Genomic DNA, 22,717 nt, shown 5'->3' with positions numbered 1-22,717 from the left:
GATGAGTCCTCCTAATAATTATGGTCATCGAAAACCTCAAACAGGTCTTCTTCGAATTCTTCTTGTTCCGGTTCCGTTGAAATTTCTGGCGGCAGCACGTCCAAATAATGCGCCAAGCCTTCCAGGGTCTTATGGAATAACGGCTCGGCCGGGGCGTCTTCCAGCAATTTTAGAAACAGCGAAACTGTATCTTTATTGGATAAAGGTTCAGCTACCAACTCACTGAATTTATCGATGAGTTTTTGCTGATCGATTTCAGCGATGAGTTCGTTTAGTTCCGGTTTATCGTAGAGCTTTTTTTCAATTAATAAAGATTCTGGTTCAAAAATAGAAAATTCTTCTATTTCTTTAATATTAACAGGTTGAAGTTCCCGTTCCAATTTTTCTTTTTGGATCTGCAGTTTGTCGAGATCGGTCAGTTCCTTTTGGAAGTAGGCGGCATCTAAGTGAAACATATCAGCAAGAACCGGCAAGTATTTCTTCGGGATGTTCTGCTTTTTCTTGATCCATAAATTGATGTTCTGTTTTCGGATGCCCAATTTTTCAGCGAGCTCCATATGGGGCATTTCGTATAAATGCAGGATGAACTCCAAGCCGATCAAGCCGCCACCTCCTTATTGTCTTAGTCAATACTATTGTAAAGTCCAGTATTGCAGAAAACAATAAGGGGGATCGGCTATTTCTAGTACAGTGCATTTTCCATTACTCTGTCGCGAAAAAAATATTGTCCCAATTGCTATCTTCGTAGACAAGTAGGATCGGGTCATCTTTTTTCACCATATTGACGACTTTTCCCTCTACAGTTCCCCCTTCATAAATTTCTCCTCTTAGTTCTGGATCTACGACTACCGAAGTCCATTCATAAGGCGAACCATCGCTACCGATAAAGCTGAAGTCCATATCGCTCAGACGCCAGGCATAGTCTTCCGTTTCCGCTTCTACTAATTTCGCTGTGACATCAGCCATTAAAAACTCATGGCCTTCTGCCGGTTCTTCATTAAATTGGTTGACGCCTTGGACATACTCCCACACTTCTTGCCCGCGCTGAATCGAATTAATCGTGATTTCTGCTTTTCCTTCATGAGTATTGTAATCATTGTCGTAAATGGCTACATCTACAATATGTGTTTCGCCAACCGCTACAGGGTTCGACCGTTTGCCTGCTTGTGTTTCTTCAGCTGGATTTTCATCTTTTTCCTGCTCAATCACTTCTTCGTCTTCGTTTTGTCCACTGTCACTCTCCGTCGAAACTTGTTCAGCTTGTGTAACTGCTTCCGTTTCTTCAGTTGCCGAATTGTTCGTGCTGCTTTCTTCCGCCCCGCATCCTACCAATAAGAAAACCAATCCTGTAGTTAAGATCATTCCTTTTTTCATTTTTAACGCCTCCATTATTTATTGTCTAAGACAATAATAAAACAATTAATTGTCTCAGTCAATAAAAATGTTTCTAATGTTTTCCAAGATAGTCTATTCTTTATTTCTACACATAAAAAAACCTGCATTGCTGCAGGCTTTTTCTAAACTTTATTCTATTCCTCACCCATCTCTTCCAACGCTTCCGGATAAGTAATCGTATTGAACACTTCCCCGCTCTCCACGTCTTCCATCTCGATAGTAACTTCGTAACTGTCAGGATCTTCCCCATTAAATAGCTGATACAAGGAACCGACGACGCCAAGTGTCATCGTCGCAAAGCCGTCGAAGCTGTTTTCGTATGCTTCGCGGTCGACTTGGACGATGAAATGGTCATAGTTATCAGAGGTTTCGATTGCCTGGATGGACGGGTAGTCACCGGATTCGGTGATGGTGGCGGTCGCTTCTTCGACGCTTGTGGCGACTTCTTCCATCATTTCTTCATGCTGGGCTTTCGACATTTTGTAGGTAATCGAGCCGTCTTCATTGACGATCGCTTCCTCTGCATTGTCGACGTTCGCTGCGACTTGTTCCGGGTCTTCGCCTTCGAAGAACGAGGACGGAATGGTCACTTCGACATTGAAGAGTCCTTCATCGACACTGACGCCCCCGCCTTCTTCATCTGATTCCGTCTCTTCTGCATCCTGCGTGTCGGTCATCGTATCGGCCGCTCCGTCAGTTTCTTCAACCGGTTCCGTTTCAGGTTCGCTGTCGCTCGAGCAAGCGGCGAGTGCCAAACCGCTCGCTGCGATGATTGCTGCAAATTTCTTCATAAAATATCCTTCTCCCTTTGTGGTTTCTCCGTTTTATTCCTCTGTGCTGAAGAACACATTGTCCCAATTTCCGTCTTCAAAGACCAAGAGGATCGGATCATCTTGTTTCACCATATTGACCACTTTGCCATCCAATGTGCCGCCTTCATAGACTTCCCCGTTCAATTCGGGCTCCACGACGACCGATGTCCAGTCATACGGCGAGCCGTCGCTGCCGATAAAGTTGAAGTTCATGGCATCCAAATACCAGGCATAATCTTCCGTCTCAGCTTCGATGAGTGTCGCCGTTACATCAGCCATCAAGTATTCACTGCCGTCTGCAGGTTCTTCGTTGAATTCGTTCGTGCTTTGGATTTCTTCCCACGCTTCTTCGCCGCGCGTAATGGAATTGACGGTGATTTCCGCTTTCCCTTCGTAAGAATTGGAATCATTGTCGAAGATCGTGATGTCGACCACTTTCGTCTCGCCGACCGCTACCGGGTTCGAGCGCTTGCCGCTTTCCGACTCTTCCGTTTCTTCTTCCGGTGCCGCTTCCTCCTCAGCAGGCTCTTCTTCTGCTTCGCCGACTTCTTCTTCCGTTTCTTCTACACTTTCGGAAGCTGTCGTATCTTGCTCCTCATTGACCTCGGTCGTATCCGAACCGCAGGCGCTAAGTGTTAATGCTGCACCGATCGTTCCTGCTGCAAACCATTTTTTAATCATTCTCCTCGTCCTCCTCATTTCTTTGGTGTCCGGTGAATCAAGATGTCATCTTGTGTCATCTATCGTTCATCGGAATGACTAATAAATGTTAAGTTGTTAATGCCAAATTATACTAGATGAAATATATGATTACCAATTAAATGGGTTATTTCACTAACATTACCTATTCATCACAAAAAGATAACAAACTCAGTGAAAGGGATGTTTTAAAGCACCAAAAAGCCTGTGATTACACAGGCTCTCATTTCAAATCATATTTTATTATCTGCAGATCCTTCACCAACGATGGTGTCCTCTCAATCCTCTTCTTCCTCTTCACCATCATCCGTATCCGTCATCGTATCATCGGCGCCGTCGTTTTCTTCGAGTGGTTCCGTTTCCGGTTCGCTGTCGCCTGAACATGCGGACAATGCCAATCCGCTTGCGAAGATAATTGCTGCGAATTTTTTCATTTCAACCATTCCTCTCTAGTAAGGATTTTGAGGTTTCTTCCTCCGTGCTAACTATCCGGGCCATTTGCGGTCATTCACCAAGTTGTTCCCAGTTGCCAAATAAATGGGTGTTACTCCCTGCCTACCCGCCTATCGCAAGCACATAACATATTCAGCCGAAATTCCAGTAACTTTTGTTGGCTCCTTTCCGTCTAGCTTTCAAAGGGGGTGAAGCTATGAAACGCTTGAGTTTGCTCGTATTGTTCTTAAGCTCTCTATTATTCGGCTGTAGGCAAGAACCGCAGATTAGTGAATCCGAAGCGATCACGATCATCGAAGATCTTCACACCAATTCATTTGGGACAGCCGAAGTGATTTCCATCGACTATGGCTGGGGGCGCTATGAAGTGGAGTGGGAAAACGAAGGGAATTGCGAATGGGGCATCGATCATGTCGATGGGGATGATGGCAGCGTAGAAATGAAACAAGCGTCGATCTGTTAGCGATCGGCGCTTGTTTGGTGAAGTCTATTAATAGCCTTGTTTCAGCATTTCCATGAACTCTTCCTCGGAATCTACGCCCATTTCATCAATAGCGCTTAAACCGTCGGGTCCTTCAAATGTTGGATCGGCACCATTTTCGATAAGCAGTTTGGCGCTCTCGTAGTCTTCGTACATGACGGCAACTGCTAAGGCCGTTGTGTAATAATCGGATGTGTTCACCTTGGCCCCTGCGTCTACCAATGCTTGGATCACCTCAGGGTCGCCCCAGTGGACGGCGTACATCAAGGCATCAGAGCCTTCCGAGTCTTTCGCATGAATGTCCTCACCGTCAGCGAGTGCTTGTTCGACACCAGCGACATCACCTGCTGCTGCGGCTGCCATGAGCGGAGTCTCACCTTCGATGCTATACATTTCATCGTAGAACGCATCGTCAAATTCGGGTAAGAACGAATTGGCAATAGCTGAGGTGGTGGCGAACACGCCAACAACTCCAGCGTACGCCAAGCTCAAGACAAGAGCGATGGCGACTGCCCCAAGAGCAATCCGGCCGTGTTTCGGCTGGTAGAATTTGACGTCGGCCTTACTGAACCAGTCGATCGATTGGATGCGTTTTGGCAAACGCGGATGCGTCGACAATACTTCGGCCAGCCAAACGAATGCATTCGATTCCGTCGTGATTTGTTCGCGGTACGCATCTTCGTTTACTTCGATGTAGGCTTTCTTGCCAATGCCCAGCAGTGTCAATGCACGTTTCGCAGCGGCAGCATCTTGGATCTCGTAGGCGGCGTGGCGATCGCATGTGTATTCACACGAGCGACTATACGCCGTACTGAGGAACGGGATGAACCCAGCCGGCATGATCAACAGGTTTTTCCAGACGTGGCGGCGTTTTACGTGAGCCAGTTCGTGGGCGATAATAAAATCCAGTTCCGCCTGCCCTTGCTCGCGCGCCAGTTCAAAGACTTCTGAATATAACACGACCATGTCGCGACCGAAGAAGCGTGTCGCAAAAGCGTTGAGCGCGCCTTCTGATTGGATGACGAAGACGTCAGGGACTTTCTTTAATTCCATTTGCGCAGACAAAGTCTGCACGCGTTCGTAGACATCCGGAAATTGGCGCTCGTGGATGCGCACGCCGTTTCCGCGAATCGTGCCGAGCATGACCGCATTGGTGAACAGCAAAAATGCGAAAATCGCCAAGGCAATGCCGATACCAACAATGGAGATGGCTACCAATACATAAATCAACACACTGAAAATTACGCTAAGAATAAAATAAATGCTCTCTCTATCTGATTGAATGTTTGTCTTGCTCATCATTTTCTCCCTCTCGATTTGGAATATCTTACATATAATAGCACTTACTGCTCATTTGGAGAATAGAATTTTGGGGTGTAGGATAAATTATTTTTATGGCGGGAGTGAACTGCTCCCTCAAGCTTTCGGGTAGAGATAAATGCATATTAAAAAACGCCGATCTCCAGTAGATTGGCGTTTTTTGGATGGATTATTTTTTATTTTGTGCTCTTTTCTTTTTTAGCCAGGCAATCAGTAAAATGTACAAGGCAGAAAGAACGAGGGCGATCGGAATCAGCCATAATATGTATTCAACATAAGAAATGCCGGTTCTTTGGTATACGACTGTCCCAAGCCAAGTGACGAGAAATACTAAGGGAAAAAAGAGTATCGGATCTTTCTTCTTTGAAAAGATCGGCTCTGTCAGATGTTCTTTGATTTCAGGCCAGCTCAAATGCGTTCACCTACTCTCTGTTGTTTCTTGTGGCGCTTGTTCTGGACGATGGGCCGCAGCACACCGAATAGAATGAATCCGGCAATCAAGGAGCCGATAAAGAAGACCCAACCCGGTTCGCCACCGAGTAGGTAGCTCACCAAAAATGCGATGGCGCCGTATGCCACTGCCCATGAAATAGCTTTTACTGCATAGTTAGTCATTTCAGTTATCCTCCAAGCTGTTTTGTCTCTTCTTTTCTTTTTCTAGCCGCTTCTTCTCCATGCGCGGCAAAATGAATACAACAAGAAGAAATCCAGCAATGACGGAACTGAGCACCAGATTCCAAACCGGCTTTCCTTCTATGATGTAACCCATAATAAAGGCGACTACGCCATAAGTGGGTATCACCAATAAAGCATTTTTCAATCGGTTACTCATTTTTTCTCCTCCTAGCTCTACTCCCCTGTTACCCTCAGGGAATACCTGGAAACCTTTCCAATAAGATAGCTGAATGTTATTCAAGCAGAACTTCAAAAATTGGGAATTTGTGTTAAAATGAAACCACTTAAACAGAAACTCACCTTGGATTGGCATCCACCACAAGGAGGCTATTCGATATGGAATACCTTGCAGCCAGTGGCATTTTGCTCGTCTCGTTGCTGCTCGCCTATCACCTCAGTAAGGGCTACTCGCGAAAAGGCAAATACGTCATTTGGGGCATTACGACAATGTTTGTGATTTGCCCGTTGTTTTCCTGGCTCGTCAGTATGGGCTATGCCCATTATGAGCGAAGTGGTTGGGCAGCTGTGGCGATGCTCGCCATACTTTACCCCAGCACGTTTATTATCGGCTTGGTTTTATTGCTGATGGGGATCTTCCGCAAGAAAGACGCCGTTCGCAGAATCTAATAAATTGGTTTTAACTAAAATATGTAATGAACTTACTGGACACCTTTGTCTTTCATTCGAGGAGGATGTTGAAATGCCAGAATGCCAAAACTGTGGGTTTCAATGGGCATGGAAAGATTCATTGATAATCAGTATTAAAAACACAAAAAAATGCCCGAACTGCGGCCAACGGCAATATGTGACACCGAATACCAAAAAGAGTCACTTGCTCTTCTACTATCTCCCTTGCATGATTCTCATCACCGCCAACCCGCTTTTCCACTTAAACGATGCCGTTTTCTTTATGTTATTGCTTTCTTTAGCGCTTGTGATGACCGTGACTATCCCTTATACAATTAAGTTAGCTAATGAACAAAAACCACTTTGGTGACCATTCACTGGATGCCCATTCAAAAAACGCGCTCCGCCAACCGGCAGAGCGCGTTTTCGTTATGCGTTTTCTTGCTTCAAACTTTCAATGATGTTGTCGTTCTTGATCTTGGCGATCGAGTAAAGCATGGCTGCACCGACGATCAGGAAAATGACGACGATGACAAAGGCGACGCTGCCCCACGGGACGATGAATCCGTAATCGAAGGTCTGGCCGAGTGCAAAATGCATGGCAACCATCGCCGCGAAACTTATCGGCAAACCGTAAGCGAGTGCTTTGACGCCGTAGAACAGGCTTTCGTAGCGGATCATTTTGTTGAAGCCTTTTGGTGTCATGCCGACCGAGCGCAACATGGCGAATTCGCGTTTTCTGAGTTGAACGCTCGTCGAGATGGTGTTGAAAATGTTCGCGATGGAAATAAGCGAAATCAAGGTGATGAACCCATATGTGAATATCTGCATAAGCAAGACAAGCTGTTCTTGCTGCTGGCGCCGCTGGAAGACATTCGAGATGTCGATGCCAGCTTCGTTGATTTCCAGAATCTCGGCTTCTGTTTTCATCGGGTCGCTCGATGCAAGCGTGATGGACGGATAGGTGTCGCCAGCGATAAAGCCGAGTTCATCAAGCGCATCCATTGGCACGATCAAATCCAAATTACCTAGATAGGAAGCGGACACACCCGCTGGCGTTTCGTCTGTCAGCGCGGCGATTTCGACATTGGCGAGCACTTCCGGTACGATTTCCTCGCCCATTTCATTGATGGAACTGCCGAGAAGTTCTAAACTCTCGCCTTCCTCCACTTTGACAGTCTCTGTTTCTTTCAACGTGCCGGACATGCCGTCTTGGTAGACCACCTTGTCAATGAGGATGGCACGTGGCGTTTCCTGTCCGAAATCGGCTGGATCGACGCTGATTTGTTCTGCGTATTGCTCGAAGTTTTCACTATCCATCGCATAGACCGAGACGTAATAACGGTAGCGGCCGTCGACGAGCTCCGTTTCGCCCCGTTCAATTTCTTCAAGCAATGCTTCTGGCAATCGGTCTTGCGGGATATGCGTTTCGCCCTCTGCCTGGCGCATCAAGCCGGCCTCCGTAACATCCGGCAGGTTTGCGTATTGTGCGAGACTGTTTTCGTTCAGTTCGCCGCCATACAATTGGATATCGTATCGCAGTTCGCTTTGCGTCATTTCAAGCGATGTTTTCAAGTTATTGGTGAAATAGGTCACCGACAAGAACAACACGATCGAAATGACCAGTGAGAACACCGTCGCCAAATAGCGCTTGCGGTTGCGCTTCAAGTTCTTCAGGCCGATTTCCGCTTCCAGGCCGAACAGCTTGCGCACCCATTTCGAGGTCTTTACGGCTTTATTGGTCAATTTGATGTCTTGCGTCTGGCGGATGGCGTCGATCGCGGAGATCTTCGACGCTTTTTGCGCCGGAATGTACGTTGAAATCAAAATCGTCAGTGCCGAGACGCCAATCGCCACGACGAGCATCCTCGGCGTGACAACGACTTCGAGCTCCTGCTCGACATTGAGCGCGCCTTGCAAGAAGGTGTTGACGAACTGGAAGGTCACCCAAATGCCCGCGAGCCCTGCGAGTATGCCGAGTGGGATGCTGATGGCGCCGATGATGGCCCCTTCGAAAAATACCGAGTTGCGTTTCTGGCGTTTCGTCGCCCCGACGCTTGCGAGCATGCCAAGATGACGCGCGCGTTCAGAGACGCTGATGGCGAACGCGTTGTAGATAAGCGCCACCGAACCGATGACGACGATGCCCATCATGATGCCGGCGAGCGAGAACAAAGTCGACCGCAAATTATCGTTTTGTGTCGCGCCGTAAAAGCGCAGGAGGTCCGAATTGAAATCGACCGATGGAATGCCTTGTGCTTCGGCGAACGCCTTGGCGTCATCGAATAAATCGTTGTTGATTTTTGAAGCGACGACGTAGCCGTCAAAAGTCTCACCTGCTGCAGCAGTGCCCCTATCGGTAAACCCGACGACGCTCACTACCGGAAGCCAAGACACTTCCCAGCCCGGCTGCTCGATGATGCCGACGATGTCGAACGTTTTCTCTTCTACATCAACCAGTTCTTCATTGAATGTGTCGCCTTCACCGAATTGCATGGCATCGAACTCTGAGAGCTTGCGGTTTTCCAAGCTGTGCATGCGTTCGCCGATGCCGGCGGTCAAGATGTCGCCGACTTGGTACGTTTCGTCGGAATTGGTATTCAAAGTTTCCGAGATGACGACTTCATTGGCGTTTTCAGGCAAGCGCCCTTCTGTGAGCGCAAGCGGGAAATGATCCATGCCTTGTGCTTCGAAGTTGCGAAAATAAAGATAGCGTTTGTTTTCCGTTTTGGCGCTGTCGAATGTGGCAAAGCCATCGCTCGTAACAATAAGCTGTTCGGTGTTGTCATCTTTTGCGACCGCTTCAAGCTGTTCGACGTTTGCATCTTGATACTGCACATGCCATTCGCCGTTTTCTTCGATGTCCCCGCGAATCAACAGATCGAGAAACGACACGCCGAGCGTTGCGACGGCGGTGATCATGGCGACAGAGATGATCGCGCCGATAATGGTGACGAGCGAGCGCCGTTTGTTTTCCTTCAAGTGGCGGACGGTGACTTTATTGACGATGTTCATGAGCGGATGACCTCGTCTTTGGCGATTTTGCCGTCTTCGATGGAAATGACGCGGTCTGCTTGCAAGGCAATGCGCTCATCGTGCGTGATGACGATCAAAGTCTGCTTGAAGGTTTTATTGAACATTTTGAGAAGCTCCATGATTTCTTCGCTGTTTTTGCTATCCAAGTTGCCGGTCGGTTCGTCCGCGAGCATGATCGCCGGGTTGCTGACGAGCGCGCGGCCGATCGACACGCGCTGTTGCTGACCGCCCGACAATTGGTTCGGCAAATGGTCCAGCCGTTGGTCGAGCCCGAGCGTGTCGGTGATTTTGCGGAATTGGTGTTTGTCGACGCGTTGTTCGTCGAGCAGCATCGGCAAGGTGATGTTTTCCTCGACCGTCAAGATCGGGATCAAGTTGTAGAATTGGTAGATCAAGCCGATTTGGCGGCGGCGGAAAATCGCCAGTTGTGTTTCGTCCAGCTTGTAGATATTCGTGCCGTCGATCGACACATTGCCGCTGGTCGGGCGGTCGACGCCGCCGAGCAGATGAAGCAAAGTCGATTTGCCGGAACCCGATGGCCCGATGATGCAGATGAATTCGCCTTTGTTGACGGTGAACGACACATCGTCGAGTGCGGTGACTGCCATTTCATCCTTGCCGTATACTTTTGATAAGTTTTTTACTTCCATGATTGTCATGAGTGTACCCTCCGTTTGGTTACTGTTTATTAATTAAGTTGGATTTTCACCACATTCGCAAAACCGCTGCGCTTTCCTGCGGGCGAGCGCCAAGCCGCTTCGTCGCTGCGCTCCTGCAGGGTCTCGGCTGTCTCGCTATTCCGCGGGAGTCTCCGCAGTTTTGCTTCATTCTTTGTCGACTTAAAAAGAAAAACACTACAACTCACCAAAACTTAATGAGATAGTCTGTCAGGATTTCAACCCTTTATCGTCTTACATAACTTTAGTATAGAGAGGGTTAATGACTGCCCGGTGACTCTTAGGTGACAATCCAGTCACTTAAGGAAAATTAGGTAAAGGTCTGTTCTAGTTCACTTGAAGTGGAAGGCAATTTCTAGATATTGATTTCATGTTACAATTTAATTATCAAAACTCCTATTCGACTCAATTTGTTTACACTGGTTTAGAGTAAAACAAATCACTTATTATAGAGGAGGGGTAAAACGTGGATTTTTTATTGTGGTTTATGATCGGTTTCATCCTTATCGGATTGCTTGTATTCCTTTTAATGAAAAAACGAATGGAGACGAAGCTCGCGCATGTTAAAGCAAACCCGGACAGCGAGGCAGCTTCAAGAGATACCAAGCACATGGTTTGGTGGGTATGGAGCGTTACAGCTTGGGGCGTTGTCAGTATAGCACTGGTCGTTTGGTGGTTTAATAGCACCTCCGGATAGCCATTGATGTTAATTAAAAATGCGGAACAGAAATTCCCTGGATGCGGAGTTTCTGTTTTTTTCATTCCACAGAAAAAAGCAGGCGCTAGATCACCTGCTTGTAGAATTTGATATGGAAGCGGGTGCCTTCATTCGGCGTGCTGGCGACTTCGATGTCGCCGCTTTGGCTCGTGATGATGCTATAGGCCATGGCGAGGCCGATGCCGACCGAGTCGTCGCCGGCGTTTTCGCCTTTATAGAAGCGCTTGAAGATATAGGGTAAGTCTTTTCTGGAAATGCCGCTGCCGTTGTCTTCGATGCGGATATCGGTGTACAGCGCGTTTTCGCTATAGCGAATTGTCACCTTTCCGCCTTCCCCGGTATGTTCGACACAGTTCTTCAAAATATTGATGAGTGCTTCTGTCGTCCAGTTGAGGTCGCCTGTAAACGCTGCGTCCTGATCGCCTTCGATGTGAAGTTCCTGCATTTTAATGTCCATCGGGATGTGCAGCGGTTCGACCGCTTTTTCGATGAGCTTGGATACCGGGATGCGGTCTTGTTTAAAATGAATCGTGCCGGCATCGATCTTCGATAGTTTCAACAGCGATGACACAAGCCAGTCCATGCGCTCGAGCTGAACGTGGAGATTGCGGATGAATTCGGTGCGTTTTGCGTCATCCAACTCGCTGTCGCGTAAGAGATCCGCCATGACCATCATTGAGGTGAGCGGCGTTTTTAATTGGTGGGAAATGTCCGAAATGGCGTTTGTCAGCTTGCCTTTGTCTTCACTAAGCAGGGCGCCATGTTCCGACAGCATTTTCGTCACTTTGTAAATTTGCGTTTTTAATAGACTCAGCTCGCCTTCGCGGTTGTCGCGCACATCGAGCTGAAAATCGCCACTGCTGATTTGCTGGAGGAAACCGGACAAGCGCTCGATTTCCCTGTAGCGCCACCAAGTGAAAATGATGGCCGTTGCACTCAGCAATAACGCGACGCCGAGCACAAACCACGCGGCTGAATAAGAAACGAAAATGGCAGAGAGGATCGTGCCAAGTGCGCTGATTGTGATGAGTGTGACCAGCAGCCAGCGGATTTCATTATTGCGCAGCATCCTTACTCACCCGCCTTATAGCCCATGCCGCGGACGGTCTTGATGAGCATTGGCTGTTGAGGGTCATTTTCCAGTTTTTCGCGCAGCCGTTTGATGTAGACCGTCAGCGTATTGTCATTGACGAAATCGCCTCCGACGTCCCATATGCGGTCGAGCAATTGCGCCCGCGTCAGCACTTGGCCGAGGTGGTTCGCGAAAATGAGCAGCAAGCGATATTCGAGTGCGGTGAGGAGAACTTCATTGCCCGCTTTATGGACTTTGCCGTCCGATGTGTTAATGTGCACGTCGCCGAGTTCGACGACCGTTTTCGGCTGCGCATGGCGCTGATAGCGGCGCAGCACGGAATTGATGCGCGACAATAGTTCACGCACGCGGAACGGCTTGGTGATGTAGTCGTCCGCACCCATATCGAGCCCCATGACGACATTCACTTCATCATCGAACGCCGTCAGGAAAATGACCGGGATATCGCTTTTCTTTTTCACGAGCGCGCATAAGTCATAGCCGCTGCCGTCCGGCAAGGACAGATCGAAGAGGCATAAATCGATTGTTGGGAGCTGCTCTTCGATCGCCGCGGCGGCGTCTTTCACGTTATGGCATAAAGCGGTCGTGAAGCCTTCCTGTTGAAGCGAATATGTCAGGCCGGAAGCGATCGTCCGGTCGTCTTCGACTACGAGTATGTTCATCTGTATTCCCCTATCCGTTTTGAAATAAAAAAAGCCGGTACCGGTAGATTTGTTATCATCTACGATACAGGCTTTCGCTGAAAGTGACTAGCTATTGGCTGGAAATAGTGGAAAATCTTAAGAATTGCCTTTTGGCTTTTTCGATTTTTTGACGGCGTTTTCAGAGCTGTAGATAATGCCGAGTGCCATGAACGCGATGCCGAGCGCTGGTGACATATCGCCCGTGAAACTTAAAATCAAAAAGATGAACCCGAGCATGAGAAAGACGTGCCCTGTCGATTTCATCGTCTCCACCCTTTCTTGGTTTGCCGTGTTTTCCATTGTAATGAATTATACGGCTAGCCCTTGAAAAAGTTTCGGTTTACCAAGAGGTCGGACGTCTATTGTATATCTTCTTGCATAAAACCTGTCTATGTAGTAAGCTGTTCAAAGTAAACAACCCCCATAATCTATCTGTATAACCTTAAGAATACGGCTTAAGGGTCTCTACCAGGAACCGAAAAATCCTGATTACAGAAAGCGATCACTCGTTTTCTGTAATCAGGATTTTTTTATTTTCTGACGATACTTCTACAAGTTGAACTTACAAGCCTATAAATGAGAAGAACGCTTAGTTTACAAGCAAAGATATGGAGCAAAACAGCGCAGACTCCTGGGGGACCAGCGAAGTGCTGAAATCCATTCGGGCACATAGCCCGAATTAGTTCAGCTCGAGCCCCCGGAAAGCCAGCTGTTTTGCGGAATATCTGATGAATGTATTAGCAATGTAACTTATTCATTAAAAGGTGCCAAACAGTAAAACTTGTATCTATGAAAGGAAGCGTATGTTATGAATTTGAAAGTTTATATTTTAGCCTTGGCCACGGTGGCTGTTGGGCTTGTGGAACTGATCGTCGGCGGCATCTTGCCGACCATTGCCGAAGAGTTTGATGTGTCGGTGAGCGCTGCTGGCCAATTGATTACTTTGTTCGCCTTAATTTACGCGGTCGCAGGACCGGTGCTATTGATTGCGACCAGCCGCTTTGAGCGCAAGAAAGTGTATTTGATTTCCATGTTCATCTTTTTCCTCGGGAACATCATGACTTTCTTCAGCCCGGACTTCACATGGATGGTCGTTGCGCGCGTCATTACCGCAGCGAGTACGGCGCTCATTGTCGTCTTGTCTCTCACGATTGCCGCGAAAATCGTTGAGCCGCCTTACCGCGCGAAAGCGATCGGCTTGATCTTTATGGGGATCAGCTCATCGCTCGTGCTCGGCGTTCCGCTTGGTATTTTGATCGCTGATGCATTCGGCTGGCGCGTGATTTTCCTTGCGATCGCTGCCCTGTCGCTCGGTTCGATGGCGTTGATCGCGCTCTATATCCAGCCGATTCCTGGAGGCACGGCGATTCCGCTTAAACAGCAATTAAAAGCGGTGGCGAGTGCAAAAATCGGCACCGCCCACCTCGCGACACTATTCATGCTTGCTGGGCATTACACCGTTTATGCGTACTTCACGCCGTTTTTGGAAACGACGATGCAGCTCAGCCCGTTCTGGGTCAGTGCTTGTTATTTGATCTTTGGGATTGCTGCAGTGAGCGGGGGCGCGATCGGCGGCACCATGTCCGATTCAATCGGTTCAAAGAAAAGCATTTTGATCGTCATCTCGGCGTTTGCCGTCAGTTTGTTTGTCCTTCCGTTCACGACTTTCTCGCTCGTGATATTCTTGCCGGTAATGGTCATTTGGGCCGCGCTCAGCTGGGCACTTGCCCCGCCGCAGCAAAGCTATTTGATCGAAACCGATCCGGCCACATCCGACATCCAGCAGAGCTTCAATAACTCGGCGCTGCAAATCGGCATCGCGCTCGGATCTGCAGTCGGCGGTCTCACTTTGACGCAGACCGGATCTGTCACCAGCACTGCTTGGGTCGGCGCCGTGATCGTCCTCGTCGCGCTTGGCTGTGCGGTGTTCTCCATTACGCGCCCGAAAATTGAACGCAATGCGCAAGCGCAGAAAAGCCCGAACTATAGCCAAAACCTCGAACAACATTAAAATGAATTAACACTAGATGAAAGCCCGCCGGGAAATCGATCGATTTCCCGGCGGGCTTTTTTCTTGTATCAGACTTTATTCGACTCATTCATTTTCTTTGAACACTTTTTGAAGAACCGCCACGATAAATTCAAAGTCTTCATCTGTAGACGATAACGGCGGGCTGATTGTCAGTACATTATTGAATCCAGCCACCGTGTCCCCGTTTTTCCCAATGATCAGGCCATGCTCTTTACAGCCGTTTATGATCTTGGCTACGCGCTCAGCTGTTGCCGGTTCTTTTGTTTCTTTATTTTCCACCAGTTCAATGCCCAGCAGAAATCCTAAGCCACGCACATCACCCACGTACGGATGTTCTGTTAAATTCGCCAACTCTTTCAACAAGCGCTCCCCGAGTTCACTGGAACGTTCTATCAGGCTCTCGCGTTCAATGATTTCAATGTTTTTCAGCGCGACGGCACAAGCTGCGGGATTGCCCCCAAATGTATTGATATGCCGGAAGTGGCTATTTTCTTCCTCGGTATCGAATTGGTCGTAGATGTCTTTGCGGATTGCCGTAACGGAAAGCGGCAAATACGCACTGGTCATTCCTTTTGCCATCGTGATGATGTCGGGCTTGATGTTGAAATGTTGATGGCCAAAAGCTTTCCCGGTCCTTCCAAATCCACAGATCACTTCATCTATAATGAGCAGAACCCCGTGCCGTTTGCAGATTTCCTGTACTTTCTCGACATAGACCGGATGCGGGATCAAAATGCCGCCTCCTGTAATGAGCGGTTCCATAATAATACCTGCGATGGTCTCTTTTTGTTCCCAAATAATCTTCTCTTCAAATTCCTGGGCCCGCTGAAGATTATAATCTTCAACCGATTGCCCTGGAGGCCGCCTGTAATTGTCAGGTGGTGCCACGTGCAAAAAGCCTGGCGACAGGGGTTCGTATTTATACTTGCGCAAGGCTTGGCCTGTTGCTGATAAAGCCCCCATGGAACTTCCGTGATATGCACGGTAGCGGGAAATGAATTTAAAGCGTGAAGGTTCTCCGTTTTGCTGATGATATTGCCTCACTAGCTTGAACGCTACTTCGTTTGCATCGGAACCGCTATTGGAATAGAAGATTTTATACTCGCCGCCGAGCAACTCGTTCAATTTCTCAGCGGAAGAATGGCCGGTTCGTGGCTTTGCGTCATCGGGACATACGCCAGCTTTTCATTTGTTCTGCCGCTGCATCAGCCAGCTCCGCCCGTCCATATCCGACATTGACGCACCATAGACCCGACATCCCATCCAGGTAACGATTGCCTTCGTGGTCAGTAATCCACGCGCCCTCTCCCTTTTCTACGACCATTGGGCGCTTTTTTTCATTATATGAGGAGATTTGATGCCATAGGTTTTCTTTGTCTTTTTCCGCTAAAGTGAGTGCCTTTTCTTTTGCTGACTTCATTGCACGTGCCTCCCTTTTCATTTAGAACGCATGACGGGCTGTTACCATCTTTTTGCGGGTGTAAAATTCAATCCCATCGCGTCCATTTGCATGCAAATCTCCATAAAATGATTTTTTATAGCCCGAGAAAGGAAAGAAAGCCATTGGGGCAGGGACGCCTAAATTGATTCCGAGCATGCCGGCATCTATCTCTTCCCTGAACTTGCGGATTGCTTTTGCGCTATCAGTGAATAAGCATGCGCCGTTCGCAAAATCGGATTGGTTGGTTAACTCGATGGCTTCATCCAAGGTTTCCACCCGTACAATCGATAGAACCGGGGCAAAAATTTCTTCTTTCCAAATCTTCATATTTTCTGTAACTTCATCAAAGATGGTCGGTCCGACAAAATAGCCGCCTTCAGGACTTTGATCTCCTCGGCCGTCCCGCAGTAAAGTCGCGCCTTCTTCGATGCCGGATTCGATATAAGCATGCGTTTTCTTTTTATGGGAATCGCGGATCACCGGCCCAAGGAAAACATCTTGATCGAGCCCATTGCCTATCGTCATTTGATCAGCTTCTGCTACTAGCCTTTTCGACAGTTCATCCGCGGCATCTCCTACAGCGACCACGACTGCACAAGCCATGCAGCGCTCTCCCGCAGAACCGAAGGAAGCGTTGATGACATTCGTAATCGTCAAATCCATATCTGCATCCGGCATGACAATTGTATGGTTCTTCGCTCCCGCCAGCGCTTGGATCCGTTTGCCATGGGAGGTGCCTGTTTTATAGACATACTCAGCGACCGGCTGGGAGCCAACGAACGAAACGGCTGGAATATCGGGGTGGCTTAAAATGCCATTAACAATATCATGGGCGCCATGGACGATGTTGAAAACACCATCTGGCAAGCCGGCTTCCTGAAACAGTTCTGCCAGGCGGTTGGCAAGTAAAGGCGTCCGTTCAGAAGGCTTTAGGATGAATGTGTTTCCGCTCGCAATCGCCAATGGGAACATCCAGCACGGCACCATCATCGGAAAATTGAACGGCGTGATGCCGCCTACTACACCGATCGGATATCGGTACATGCCCGATTCTACATTGGTTGCAATGTCCGGCAATTGCTGCCCCATCATTAAAGTCGGCGCACCCGCAGCGAACTCGACACATTCGATGCCCCGCTGCACTTCTCCGTAAGCTTCATTGAAGTTTTTGCCGTTCTCTTTCGTAATGATTGTCGCCAGCTCATCCCAATGATCGACGAGCAATTGCTGATATTTGAACATGATCCGCGCACGTTGCGGCACCGGTGTTTTTTTCCACGTAGAGAAAGCTTCCTTAGCCGAAGCGACCGCAGTTTCCAAATCCTCGGAAGTCGAAATCGGCACTTCTGCTAACAATTCACCTGTTGCCGGATTTGGCACTTCTTCATATTTGTCTGTATTTGATTTTACCCATTGTCCACCGATGAAGTTCATCAAAGTTTTCTTTTCTGTATCTACTGAAGTCATCTTTACTTCCTCCTGTCTCATGCTTATTGTCTTTTCCACGTAATTCTTTAGACTACTAAGTGTACTTTACAAATAATTCCGTCTTCTTTCAATTTACATTTTGTCAAATACATATACGGGAAACTTTACTTTATGGAGGACGATACAATGGAGAAACTAACATTGACAATCCGGCATGTGCTGGAAAGAAAATCGTTTCAAGGTGCAAGGTTAATTGCTGGCCACGAGGGCTTGGACCGGGAAGTGAAGTGGTCCCACGTCCTTGAAGTGCAGGATTTAGATTCTCTGATTAACGGGGGTGAACTCATTTTAACCACAGGTGTGGGCCTTCAGCTTGACCTAATGACTCAATTTCATTACGTAAAAAAATTGATCGATCGCCAAGTCTCTTGTTTGTGCATTGAAATTGGCCCCTATTTCGAAGAAATCCCTGAGGAAATCATCAAGTTGGCGGATTTTCACGCATTTCCGATTATCATCTTCGAAAAGAAAGTCCGGTTTGTTGATATCACACAGGATTTACATACATATATCATCAATCAACATCATCAAATGCTTTCGCAATTGGATACTATGTCCCGAAAATTTAACTCATTGTCCTTAACGCATAATGGAATCCTGAAAATACTTCAAGAATTGAATCATTTCTTCAAGCAAAGTGCTATTTTTATAACCGAAAAACCAAAACTCTATTATTATCCTTCTGAAAGCAAAGTGTGGGAAACCCAAATACGCCTTTTATTGGAACAGTCCTCAGGCCATTACGCAGAGCCAAATTCTCTTGTCGTGGGTGGGCAATCGTTCGCGATACTCCCGATAGAAGGCCTTGGCCAAGTTCTCGGACATCTGTGTCTTCAAAGGAGCCAGACAGTTCCAGAAGATTTTGCCTTCCTCATCCTTGACCGCGCGGCACTCGCTATTGCCCAAATTCTGTTGAGGGATCGGACCATCGAGGAGCGTAAACAAAACAACGAAGATGACTTTGTTCGCAACCTGATCAATGGACGTCCTGTAGATGATGAAGACCTGCAAACCTTTGTTCCAGTCCCAAGTAAGAATATGTATTATCGTATTTTCCATATTCAACTGGCTATCTCTGAAAAGAACCTCCACCCGAGCGATTGGGAAGAAATCAAACTTCAGCGTTTGATGAGCATCCGGACCCTGCTGAAGCGCTGCGGCTTTTTCCCTGCTCTTTCCTGCAGCAAGAACAGCATTACCGCAATTGCTTGTTTTTTGGCAGACAATCGGGTGAAGGAAGAGAAAAGCAGGTCACTTCAAGCAATTGAGCAAATCCGGGAAATGAATGGCAGCAATTATATCGATGGCCAGTTATGCCAATTCGGCATCAGTTCGGTATACCAGGCGTTCTCTCAAGCCAATAAAGCTTATGCCGAAGCATTGAAAGTCGAGGAAATGTGTCAAAAAGGAGTAGCGGAATCGCCTTTTTATGAAGACCTTGGACTCTATAAAATATTATTGGAAATTAAGGACCCTGATTTTTTAAGAACGTATGCCGACAGTTATTTAGCTCCGATTTTTGAATACGATAATAAAATGGACAGCAATTTATTTGAAACCTTAGCCGTTTACCTTGAATCCAATGGTTCTAAAAAAGATACTGCCGAACGCCTATTTATTGTTCGGCAGACACTTTACCACCGACTCGAAAAGTTGGAAATGATTCTTGGAGCGGATTTCATGGCACCAGCGAACCGCTTAGCTCTTGAAAGTGCAGTGAAAGCCTATCGGATTTTGCTATAATCCGTACCAAATCGTCCGCTTGAGAATTCATCTTCTAATTTCCATACTTCACGGCTATATTTTTGATTTCCAAGTAATTACGGAGCGCGACGAAGCCTTTTTCCCGTCCGATTCCGCTTTTTTTGTAACCGCCAAATGGCATTTGAATGCCACCCGCCGCTCCGTAATTATTGATAAATACTTGTCCAGCCTTTACTTTCGCAGCGACAGTGTGAGCAACGTCTATGTCTTTTGTCCAAACTCCAGCAACGAGTCCGTAATCCGTACTGTTAGCTAAATTGATTGCTTCTTCAGCTGACTTAAAAGTGAAAACAGACAGTACGGGGCCGAAAATTTCCTCTTGTGCCACAGAACAATGCGGCTCTAAACCATCGATGATCGTCGGTTCAATATAGAATCCACCTGCTCCACCTTCGGGATTGACTGCACGCCCGCCAGCGATGATTTTGCCCTGCTTCTTCGCTTCATCAATACGTCCCATAATTTGCTTGAATTGCTTTTCATTTAAAATGGGGCCGATATCGGCATCGCTTTCCCCCGGGCCTATTTGAAGCGACTCAAACTTTTGGCGCAGCCTGTCTAAAAACTCCGCTTTGCAGCTTTCTTCAATCAATAGTCTTGAGCCAGCCGAGCAAGTCTGCCCGGCATTTTGTATGATTGCCCGCGTAACCCCTTCGACTGCTTTGTTCCAATCAGCGTCAGCGAAGACAATGTTCGGTGATTTGCCCCCCAGTTCCAATGTTGATTGAACCACATTTTCTGCAGCTGCTTTCATGACTGAGATACCGGTTTGAACCGATCCAGTGAACGTTACATGGTTTATGCCTGGATGCGCTACAAGAGGCGCTCCGACTTCCTGCCCTAACCCTGTAAGATGCTGAAAAATTCCCTTCGGCAGTTCACTAGCAGCAAACCATTCTGCAAGCGCATGGGCAGATAAAGGTGTATCTTCAGCGCTTTTTACGATGACGGCATTTCCGGTGGCAAGAGCTGCACCCACACTTCGCGCAATAATTTGCAGTGGATAATTCCATGGAACGATATGGACGGTGATGCCCACAGGTTCCAATACCGTGACATTTAAAAGCCCATTTTCTATCGGGATGGTTTCCCCTGCCACTTTATCAGCTGCGCCACCATAAAATTCGAAGTAACGCGCTGCCGCTTCTACATCTGCGTATGCTTGGCTCAAAGGCTTGCCAACGTCTTGGCATTCACGCGCTGCCCATTCATCGCGATGGTCACGGATATGCTGCGCCAAACGGACGAGCAATTGCCCGCGCTCGAACGGTTTAATATTTTGCCAGGCATCACTTTCAAATGCTGTCTGCGCGGCTTGAACTGCCCGTTCCACATCTTGTCCATTGCCCCTTACAATTTCCGCTAACTTATGCCCATTGGCTGGGGCATAAACAGAATAGACATCTTCACGCTCTTCTCCAATCCATTGTCCATCTATTAAGAGTGGAATCCGTTGAACTTTTTCGGAATTCATCTCCTCTTTACTCATAAGCCTCTACCTCCATCCACATGAAGGACTGCTCCGGTCACCATCGCCGCTCTATCTGATATTAAATAGGAAATTGATTCTGCAATGTCACTAGGGGCCACGAGCCTCCCCATTGGCACACTATCGGCGAAAATTTGTTTTTTTGTTGTTTCCACATCCGCTCCCGATGCAGCAAATTGGCCGAGCATGCCCGTGTCTGTCGGGCCGGGATGTACCGTGTTCACCCGGATTCCATGCGGTGCAAGTTCGATCGCCAATGCGCGTGAAAAACTTTCTGCTGCTCCTTTTGAAGCGATATATGCCTGAAGGCCGGGTCTTGGACGGACGGCTGAAATAGAAGCAATCGTTATAATGGATCCTTGATTTTGCTTTTTCATATACTTGGCTGCCTCTTTAGAAGTAAGAAACAAGCTCGTGACGTTAACGTTCATCAACTTATGCCAAAGCTCTAGGGAAACGTCTTCTATTGGAGATGCAGACTGAGCCATTCCGATGGCGTTCACTAGACCGTCTATTTTTCCAGATTGTTTATGAGCTTCCGCAAAAGCACTTGCTACCGCTTCTTCATCCAAAATATCAACGGCCACAGCCGTGAATTGTGAATGATCCTGGTCTTTCATCGATTCTTCTTTCAAGTCCATCCCAATCACACGTGCACCTTCCGCTAATAGCTTTTCGCTGATAGCTTTTCCCATTCCGCCGCCAGCACCGGTGACGACCACTACTTTTTCATTCAATTCCATTTCCACACGCCCTTTATGTGTATTGTGCGTTCAATTTTTCGATAATGGCTGTGCCCATCTCCTCTGTTGTCGCTTGCCCGCCGATATCTTTTGTCAATACACGGTTCTCTTCCAGCACTGCCTGTATCGCGTTAATCACTTTGCCTGCAACTTCTGTTTCTCCTATATGCTCCAGCAGTAAAGCAGCTGACCAAATCTGAGCTATCGGATTAGCGATTCCCAACCCTGCTATATCCGGAGCAGAGCCATGGACTGGTTCGAACATTGATGGATAGTCTTTTTCAGGATTGATATTCCCTGAAGGCGATAAGCCCAGGCCACCGACTATCCCTGACCCGAGATCCGATAAAATATCACCGAATAGATTAGAAGCGAGCACCACTTCAAAGCTTTTCGGACGCTGGACGAAATAAGCGGCCAAAGCATCGATATAATACGACTCTAATTCCAGTTCCGGAAATTCCTCGCGCATGACGCGCTCTACACATTCGTCCCATAATGTGTTCGTATGAATGATCGCATTCGATTTTGTAGCACACGTCACTTTGCACTTCCCATGTTTTCTGGCATACTCTCCGGCTGCACGAGTGATTCGCTCAATTCCTGTACGGGTCATGATTGTATTTTGAATCGCCATTTCCGATGGCTCCCCTTTAAACATCCGGCCACCGCTATTCGAATATTCCCCTTCGGCATTTTCCCTGAAGATCGAAAAATTAATTCCTGTTTTGTCTTCCAGCGGAGAAGCGATATTCGGCAATGATTGAACTGGCCGGTAATTGATATACTGGCGGAATTCCTTGCGGATCGGCATGATCAACTCCCAGATGGTCACTTCATCTTTAACTCGAGCGTCTCCAATGGCCCCAAACAAAATGGCATCTTGCGGCATCAGAATGTCCCGCCAATTCTCGGGCATCATGCGTCCGTGCTCCAAGTAATAATCCGAACTCCAATCCAATTGTTCTAACTGAAATGAAATTTCTGGTTCCAACTGTTCCAGTTCGCACAATATGCGCAACGCCTGCGCCATTACTTCTTTTCCGATACCGTCTCCTTCGATGATAGCAATTTTATATGACCCCATTCTG

General features: G+C 47.6%; 23 protein-coding genes, 1 pseudogene and 1 riboswitch. Of the genes and pseudogenes, 6 read left to right on the top strand and 18 right to left on the bottom strand.

Annotated features, from left to right (window positions below; genetic code table 11):
* Positions 1–11: 11 nt before the first annotated feature.
* From CW734_RS04510 to CW734_RS18200, 5 genes are all read right to left on the bottom strand, one after another.
* A complete protein-coding gene (locus tag CW734_RS04510; protein ID WP_101189607.1) occupies positions 12–602 on the bottom strand; it encodes a helix-turn-helix domain-containing protein in 591 nt (196 codons plus the stop codon).
* Positions 603–702: 100 nt separating this feature from the next.
* On the bottom strand, positions 703–1,374 hold the full coding sequence (locus CW734_RS04505; protein ID WP_101189606.1) for a DUF4352 domain-containing protein: 672 nt from the start codon (positions 1,372–1,374) through the stop codon (positions 703–705).
* Between the two features lie 155 nt (positions 1,375–1,529).
* Positions 1,530–2,186 carry a hypothetical protein gene (locus tag CW734_RS04500; RefSeq protein ID WP_101189605.1) on the bottom strand — a complete coding sequence of 219 codons (657 nt, stop codon included), beginning with the start codon at positions 2,184–2,186 and terminating at the stop codon, positions 1,530–1,532.
* A gap of 33 nt (positions 2,187–2,219) precedes the next feature.
* Complete coding sequence (locus tag CW734_RS04495; protein ID WP_101189604.1) at positions 2,220–2,888, bottom strand: hypothetical protein; 669 nt, start codon at positions 2,886–2,888, stop codon at positions 2,220–2,222.
* 296 nt (positions 2,889–3,184) lie between these two features.
* Complete coding sequence (locus CW734_RS18200) at positions 3,185–3,340, bottom strand: hypothetical protein (protein WP_157073443.1); 156 nt, start codon at positions 3,338–3,340, stop codon at positions 3,185–3,187.
* A 215-nt stretch (positions 3,341–3,555) separates the two neighbouring features.
* On the opposite strand from CW734_RS18200, the gene CW734_RS04490 reads away from it, so the two are divergent.
* Positions 3,556–3,822, top strand: a complete 267-nt coding sequence (locus tag CW734_RS04490; RefSeq protein WP_101189603.1) for a hypothetical protein — start codon at positions 3,556–3,558, stop codon at positions 3,820–3,822.
* Positions 3,823–3,849: 27 nt separating this feature from the next.
* On the opposite strand, the gene CW734_RS04485 is transcribed toward CW734_RS04490, so the two are convergent.
* The 3 genes from CW734_RS04485 to CW734_RS04470 form a co-directional block, all read right to left on the bottom strand.
* Positions 3,850–5,142: a M48 family metallopeptidase gene (locus CW734_RS04485; RefSeq protein WP_308304251.1), complete on the bottom strand. Its 1,293-nt coding sequence runs from the start codon at positions 5,140–5,142 to the stop codon at positions 3,850–3,852.
* A 426-nt stretch (positions 5,143–5,568) separates the two neighbouring features.
* Entirely contained in the window at positions 5,569–5,775 is a 207-nt protein-coding gene (locus CW734_RS04475; protein WP_101189600.1) for a hypothetical protein, read from the bottom strand.
* A gap of 1 nt (position 5,776) precedes the next feature.
* Complete coding sequence (locus tag CW734_RS04470; RefSeq protein ID WP_101189599.1) at positions 5,777–5,992, bottom strand: hypothetical protein; 216 nt, start codon at positions 5,990–5,992, stop codon at positions 5,777–5,779.
* A gap of 179 nt (positions 5,993–6,171) precedes the next feature.
* On the opposite strand from CW734_RS04470, the gene CW734_RS04465 reads away from it, so the two are divergent.
* The gene (locus tag CW734_RS04465) at positions 6,172–6,462 is read left to right on the top strand and encodes a hypothetical protein (RefSeq protein ID WP_101189598.1); all 291 of its coding nucleotides are present in this window, start codon (positions 6,172–6,174) and stop codon (positions 6,460–6,462) included.
* A 73-nt stretch (positions 6,463–6,535) separates the two neighbouring features.
* The gene (locus tag CW734_RS04460; protein ID WP_101189597.1) at positions 6,536–6,832 is read left to right on the top strand and encodes a TIGR04104 family putative zinc finger protein; all 297 of its coding nucleotides are present in this window, start codon (positions 6,536–6,538) and stop codon (positions 6,830–6,832) included.
* A gap of 59 nt (positions 6,833–6,891) precedes the next feature.
* On the opposite strand, the gene CW734_RS04455 is transcribed toward CW734_RS04460, so the two are convergent.
* Together CW734_RS04455 and CW734_RS04450 are read right to left on the bottom strand one after the other, a co-directional pair.
* On the bottom strand, positions 6,892–9,477 hold the full coding sequence (locus tag CW734_RS04455) for an ABC transporter permease (RefSeq protein WP_101189596.1): 2,586 nt from the start codon (positions 9,475–9,477) through the stop codon (positions 6,892–6,894).
* Complete coding sequence (locus CW734_RS04450; protein WP_101189595.1) at positions 9,474–10,157, bottom strand: ABC transporter ATP-binding protein; 684 nt, start codon at positions 10,155–10,157, stop codon at positions 9,474–9,476. The genes CW734_RS04455 and CW734_RS04450 overlap by 4 nt, the downstream gene beginning before the upstream one ends.
* 484 nt (positions 10,158–10,641) lie before the next feature.
* Here CW734_RS04450 and CW734_RS04445 point away from each other — a divergent pair, with 484 nt between their 5' ends.
* Complete coding sequence (locus tag CW734_RS04445; RefSeq protein ID WP_101189594.1) at positions 10,642–10,872, top strand: hypothetical protein; 231 nt, start codon at positions 10,642–10,644, stop codon at positions 10,870–10,872.
* 85 nt (positions 10,873–10,957) lie between these two features.
* On the opposite strand, the gene CW734_RS04440 is transcribed toward CW734_RS04445, so the two are convergent.
* From CW734_RS04440 to CW734_RS04430, 3 genes are all read right to left on the bottom strand, one after another.
* Positions 10,958–11,962 (bottom strand): sensor histidine kinase, encoded by a 1,005-nt coding sequence (locus CW734_RS04440; RefSeq protein WP_101189593.1) that lies wholly within the window; start codon positions 11,960–11,962, stop codon positions 10,958–10,960.
* A gap of 2 nt (positions 11,963–11,964) precedes the next feature.
* On the bottom strand, positions 11,965–12,648 hold the full coding sequence (locus tag CW734_RS04435; protein ID WP_101189592.1) for a response regulator transcription factor: 684 nt from the start codon (positions 12,646–12,648) through the stop codon (positions 11,965–11,967).
* 117 nt (positions 12,649–12,765) lie between these two features.
* Positions 12,766–12,933 carry a hypothetical protein gene (locus tag CW734_RS04430; RefSeq protein ID WP_157824114.1) on the bottom strand — a complete coding sequence of 56 codons (168 nt, stop codon included), beginning with the start codon at positions 12,931–12,933 and terminating at the stop codon, positions 12,766–12,768.
* Positions 12,934–13,081: 148 nt separating this feature from the next.
* Positions 13,082–13,181: riboswitch (purine riboswitch) on the top strand.
* A 296-nt stretch (positions 13,182–13,477) separates the two neighbouring features.
* Here CW734_RS04430 and CW734_RS04425 point away from each other — a divergent pair.
* Complete coding sequence (locus CW734_RS04425) at positions 13,478–14,680, top strand: MFS transporter (protein ID WP_101189590.1); 1,203 nt, start codon at positions 13,478–13,480, stop codon at positions 14,678–14,680.
* An 84-nt stretch (positions 14,681–14,764) separates the two neighbouring features.
* On the opposite strand, the pseudogene CW734_RS04420 reads toward CW734_RS04425, so the two are convergent.
* Both CW734_RS04420 and CW734_RS04415 read right to left on the bottom strand, forming a co-directional pair.
* Positions 14,765–16,121: pseudogene (locus CW734_RS04420) on the bottom strand (aspartate aminotransferase family protein).
* A 21-nt stretch (positions 16,122–16,142) separates the two neighbouring features.
* Entirely contained in the window at positions 16,143–17,609 is a 1,467-nt protein-coding gene (locus CW734_RS04415) for a CoA-acylating methylmalonate-semialdehyde dehydrogenase (protein ID WP_101189589.1), read from the bottom strand.
* Positions 17,610–17,756: 147 nt separating this feature from the next.
* On the opposite strand from CW734_RS04415, the gene CW734_RS04410 reads away from it, so the two are divergent.
* A complete protein-coding gene (locus CW734_RS04410) occupies positions 17,757–19,373 on the top strand; it encodes a PucR family transcriptional regulator (protein WP_101189588.1) in 1,617 nt (538 codons plus the stop codon).
* Between the two features lie 34 nt (positions 19,374–19,407).
* Here CW734_RS04410 and CW734_RS04405 read toward each other — a convergent pair whose 3' ends face one another.
* Genes CW734_RS04405 through CW734_RS04395 form a run of 3 tightly spaced genes read right to left on the bottom strand, consistent with a single transcriptional unit; the run spans position 19,408 to position 22,713 of the window.
* Positions 19,408–20,883 (bottom strand): aldehyde dehydrogenase family protein, encoded by a 1,476-nt coding sequence (locus CW734_RS04405; protein ID WP_232787152.1) that lies wholly within the window; start codon positions 20,881–20,883, stop codon positions 19,408–19,410.
* A complete protein-coding gene (locus CW734_RS04400) occupies positions 20,880–21,626 on the bottom strand; it encodes an SDR family NAD(P)-dependent oxidoreductase (RefSeq protein WP_101189587.1) in 747 nt (248 codons plus the stop codon). Before CW734_RS04400 ends, CW734_RS04405 begins: the two co-directional genes overlap by 4 nt.
* Positions 21,627–21,639: 13 nt before the next feature.
* On the bottom strand, positions 21,640–22,713 hold the full coding sequence (locus CW734_RS04395; protein ID WP_101189586.1) for an isocitrate/isopropylmalate dehydrogenase family protein: 1,074 nt from the start codon (positions 22,711–22,713) through the stop codon (positions 21,640–21,642).
* Between the last annotated feature and the right edge of the window lie 4 nt (positions 22,714–22,717).

Origin of the sequence: Planococcus sp. MB-3u-03 (assembly GCF_002833405.1) — a bacterium.
GTDB lineage: Bacteria > Bacillota > Bacilli > Bacillales_A > Planococcaceae > Planococcus.
This window is presented reverse-complemented; position numbering and strand designations above follow the sequence as displayed.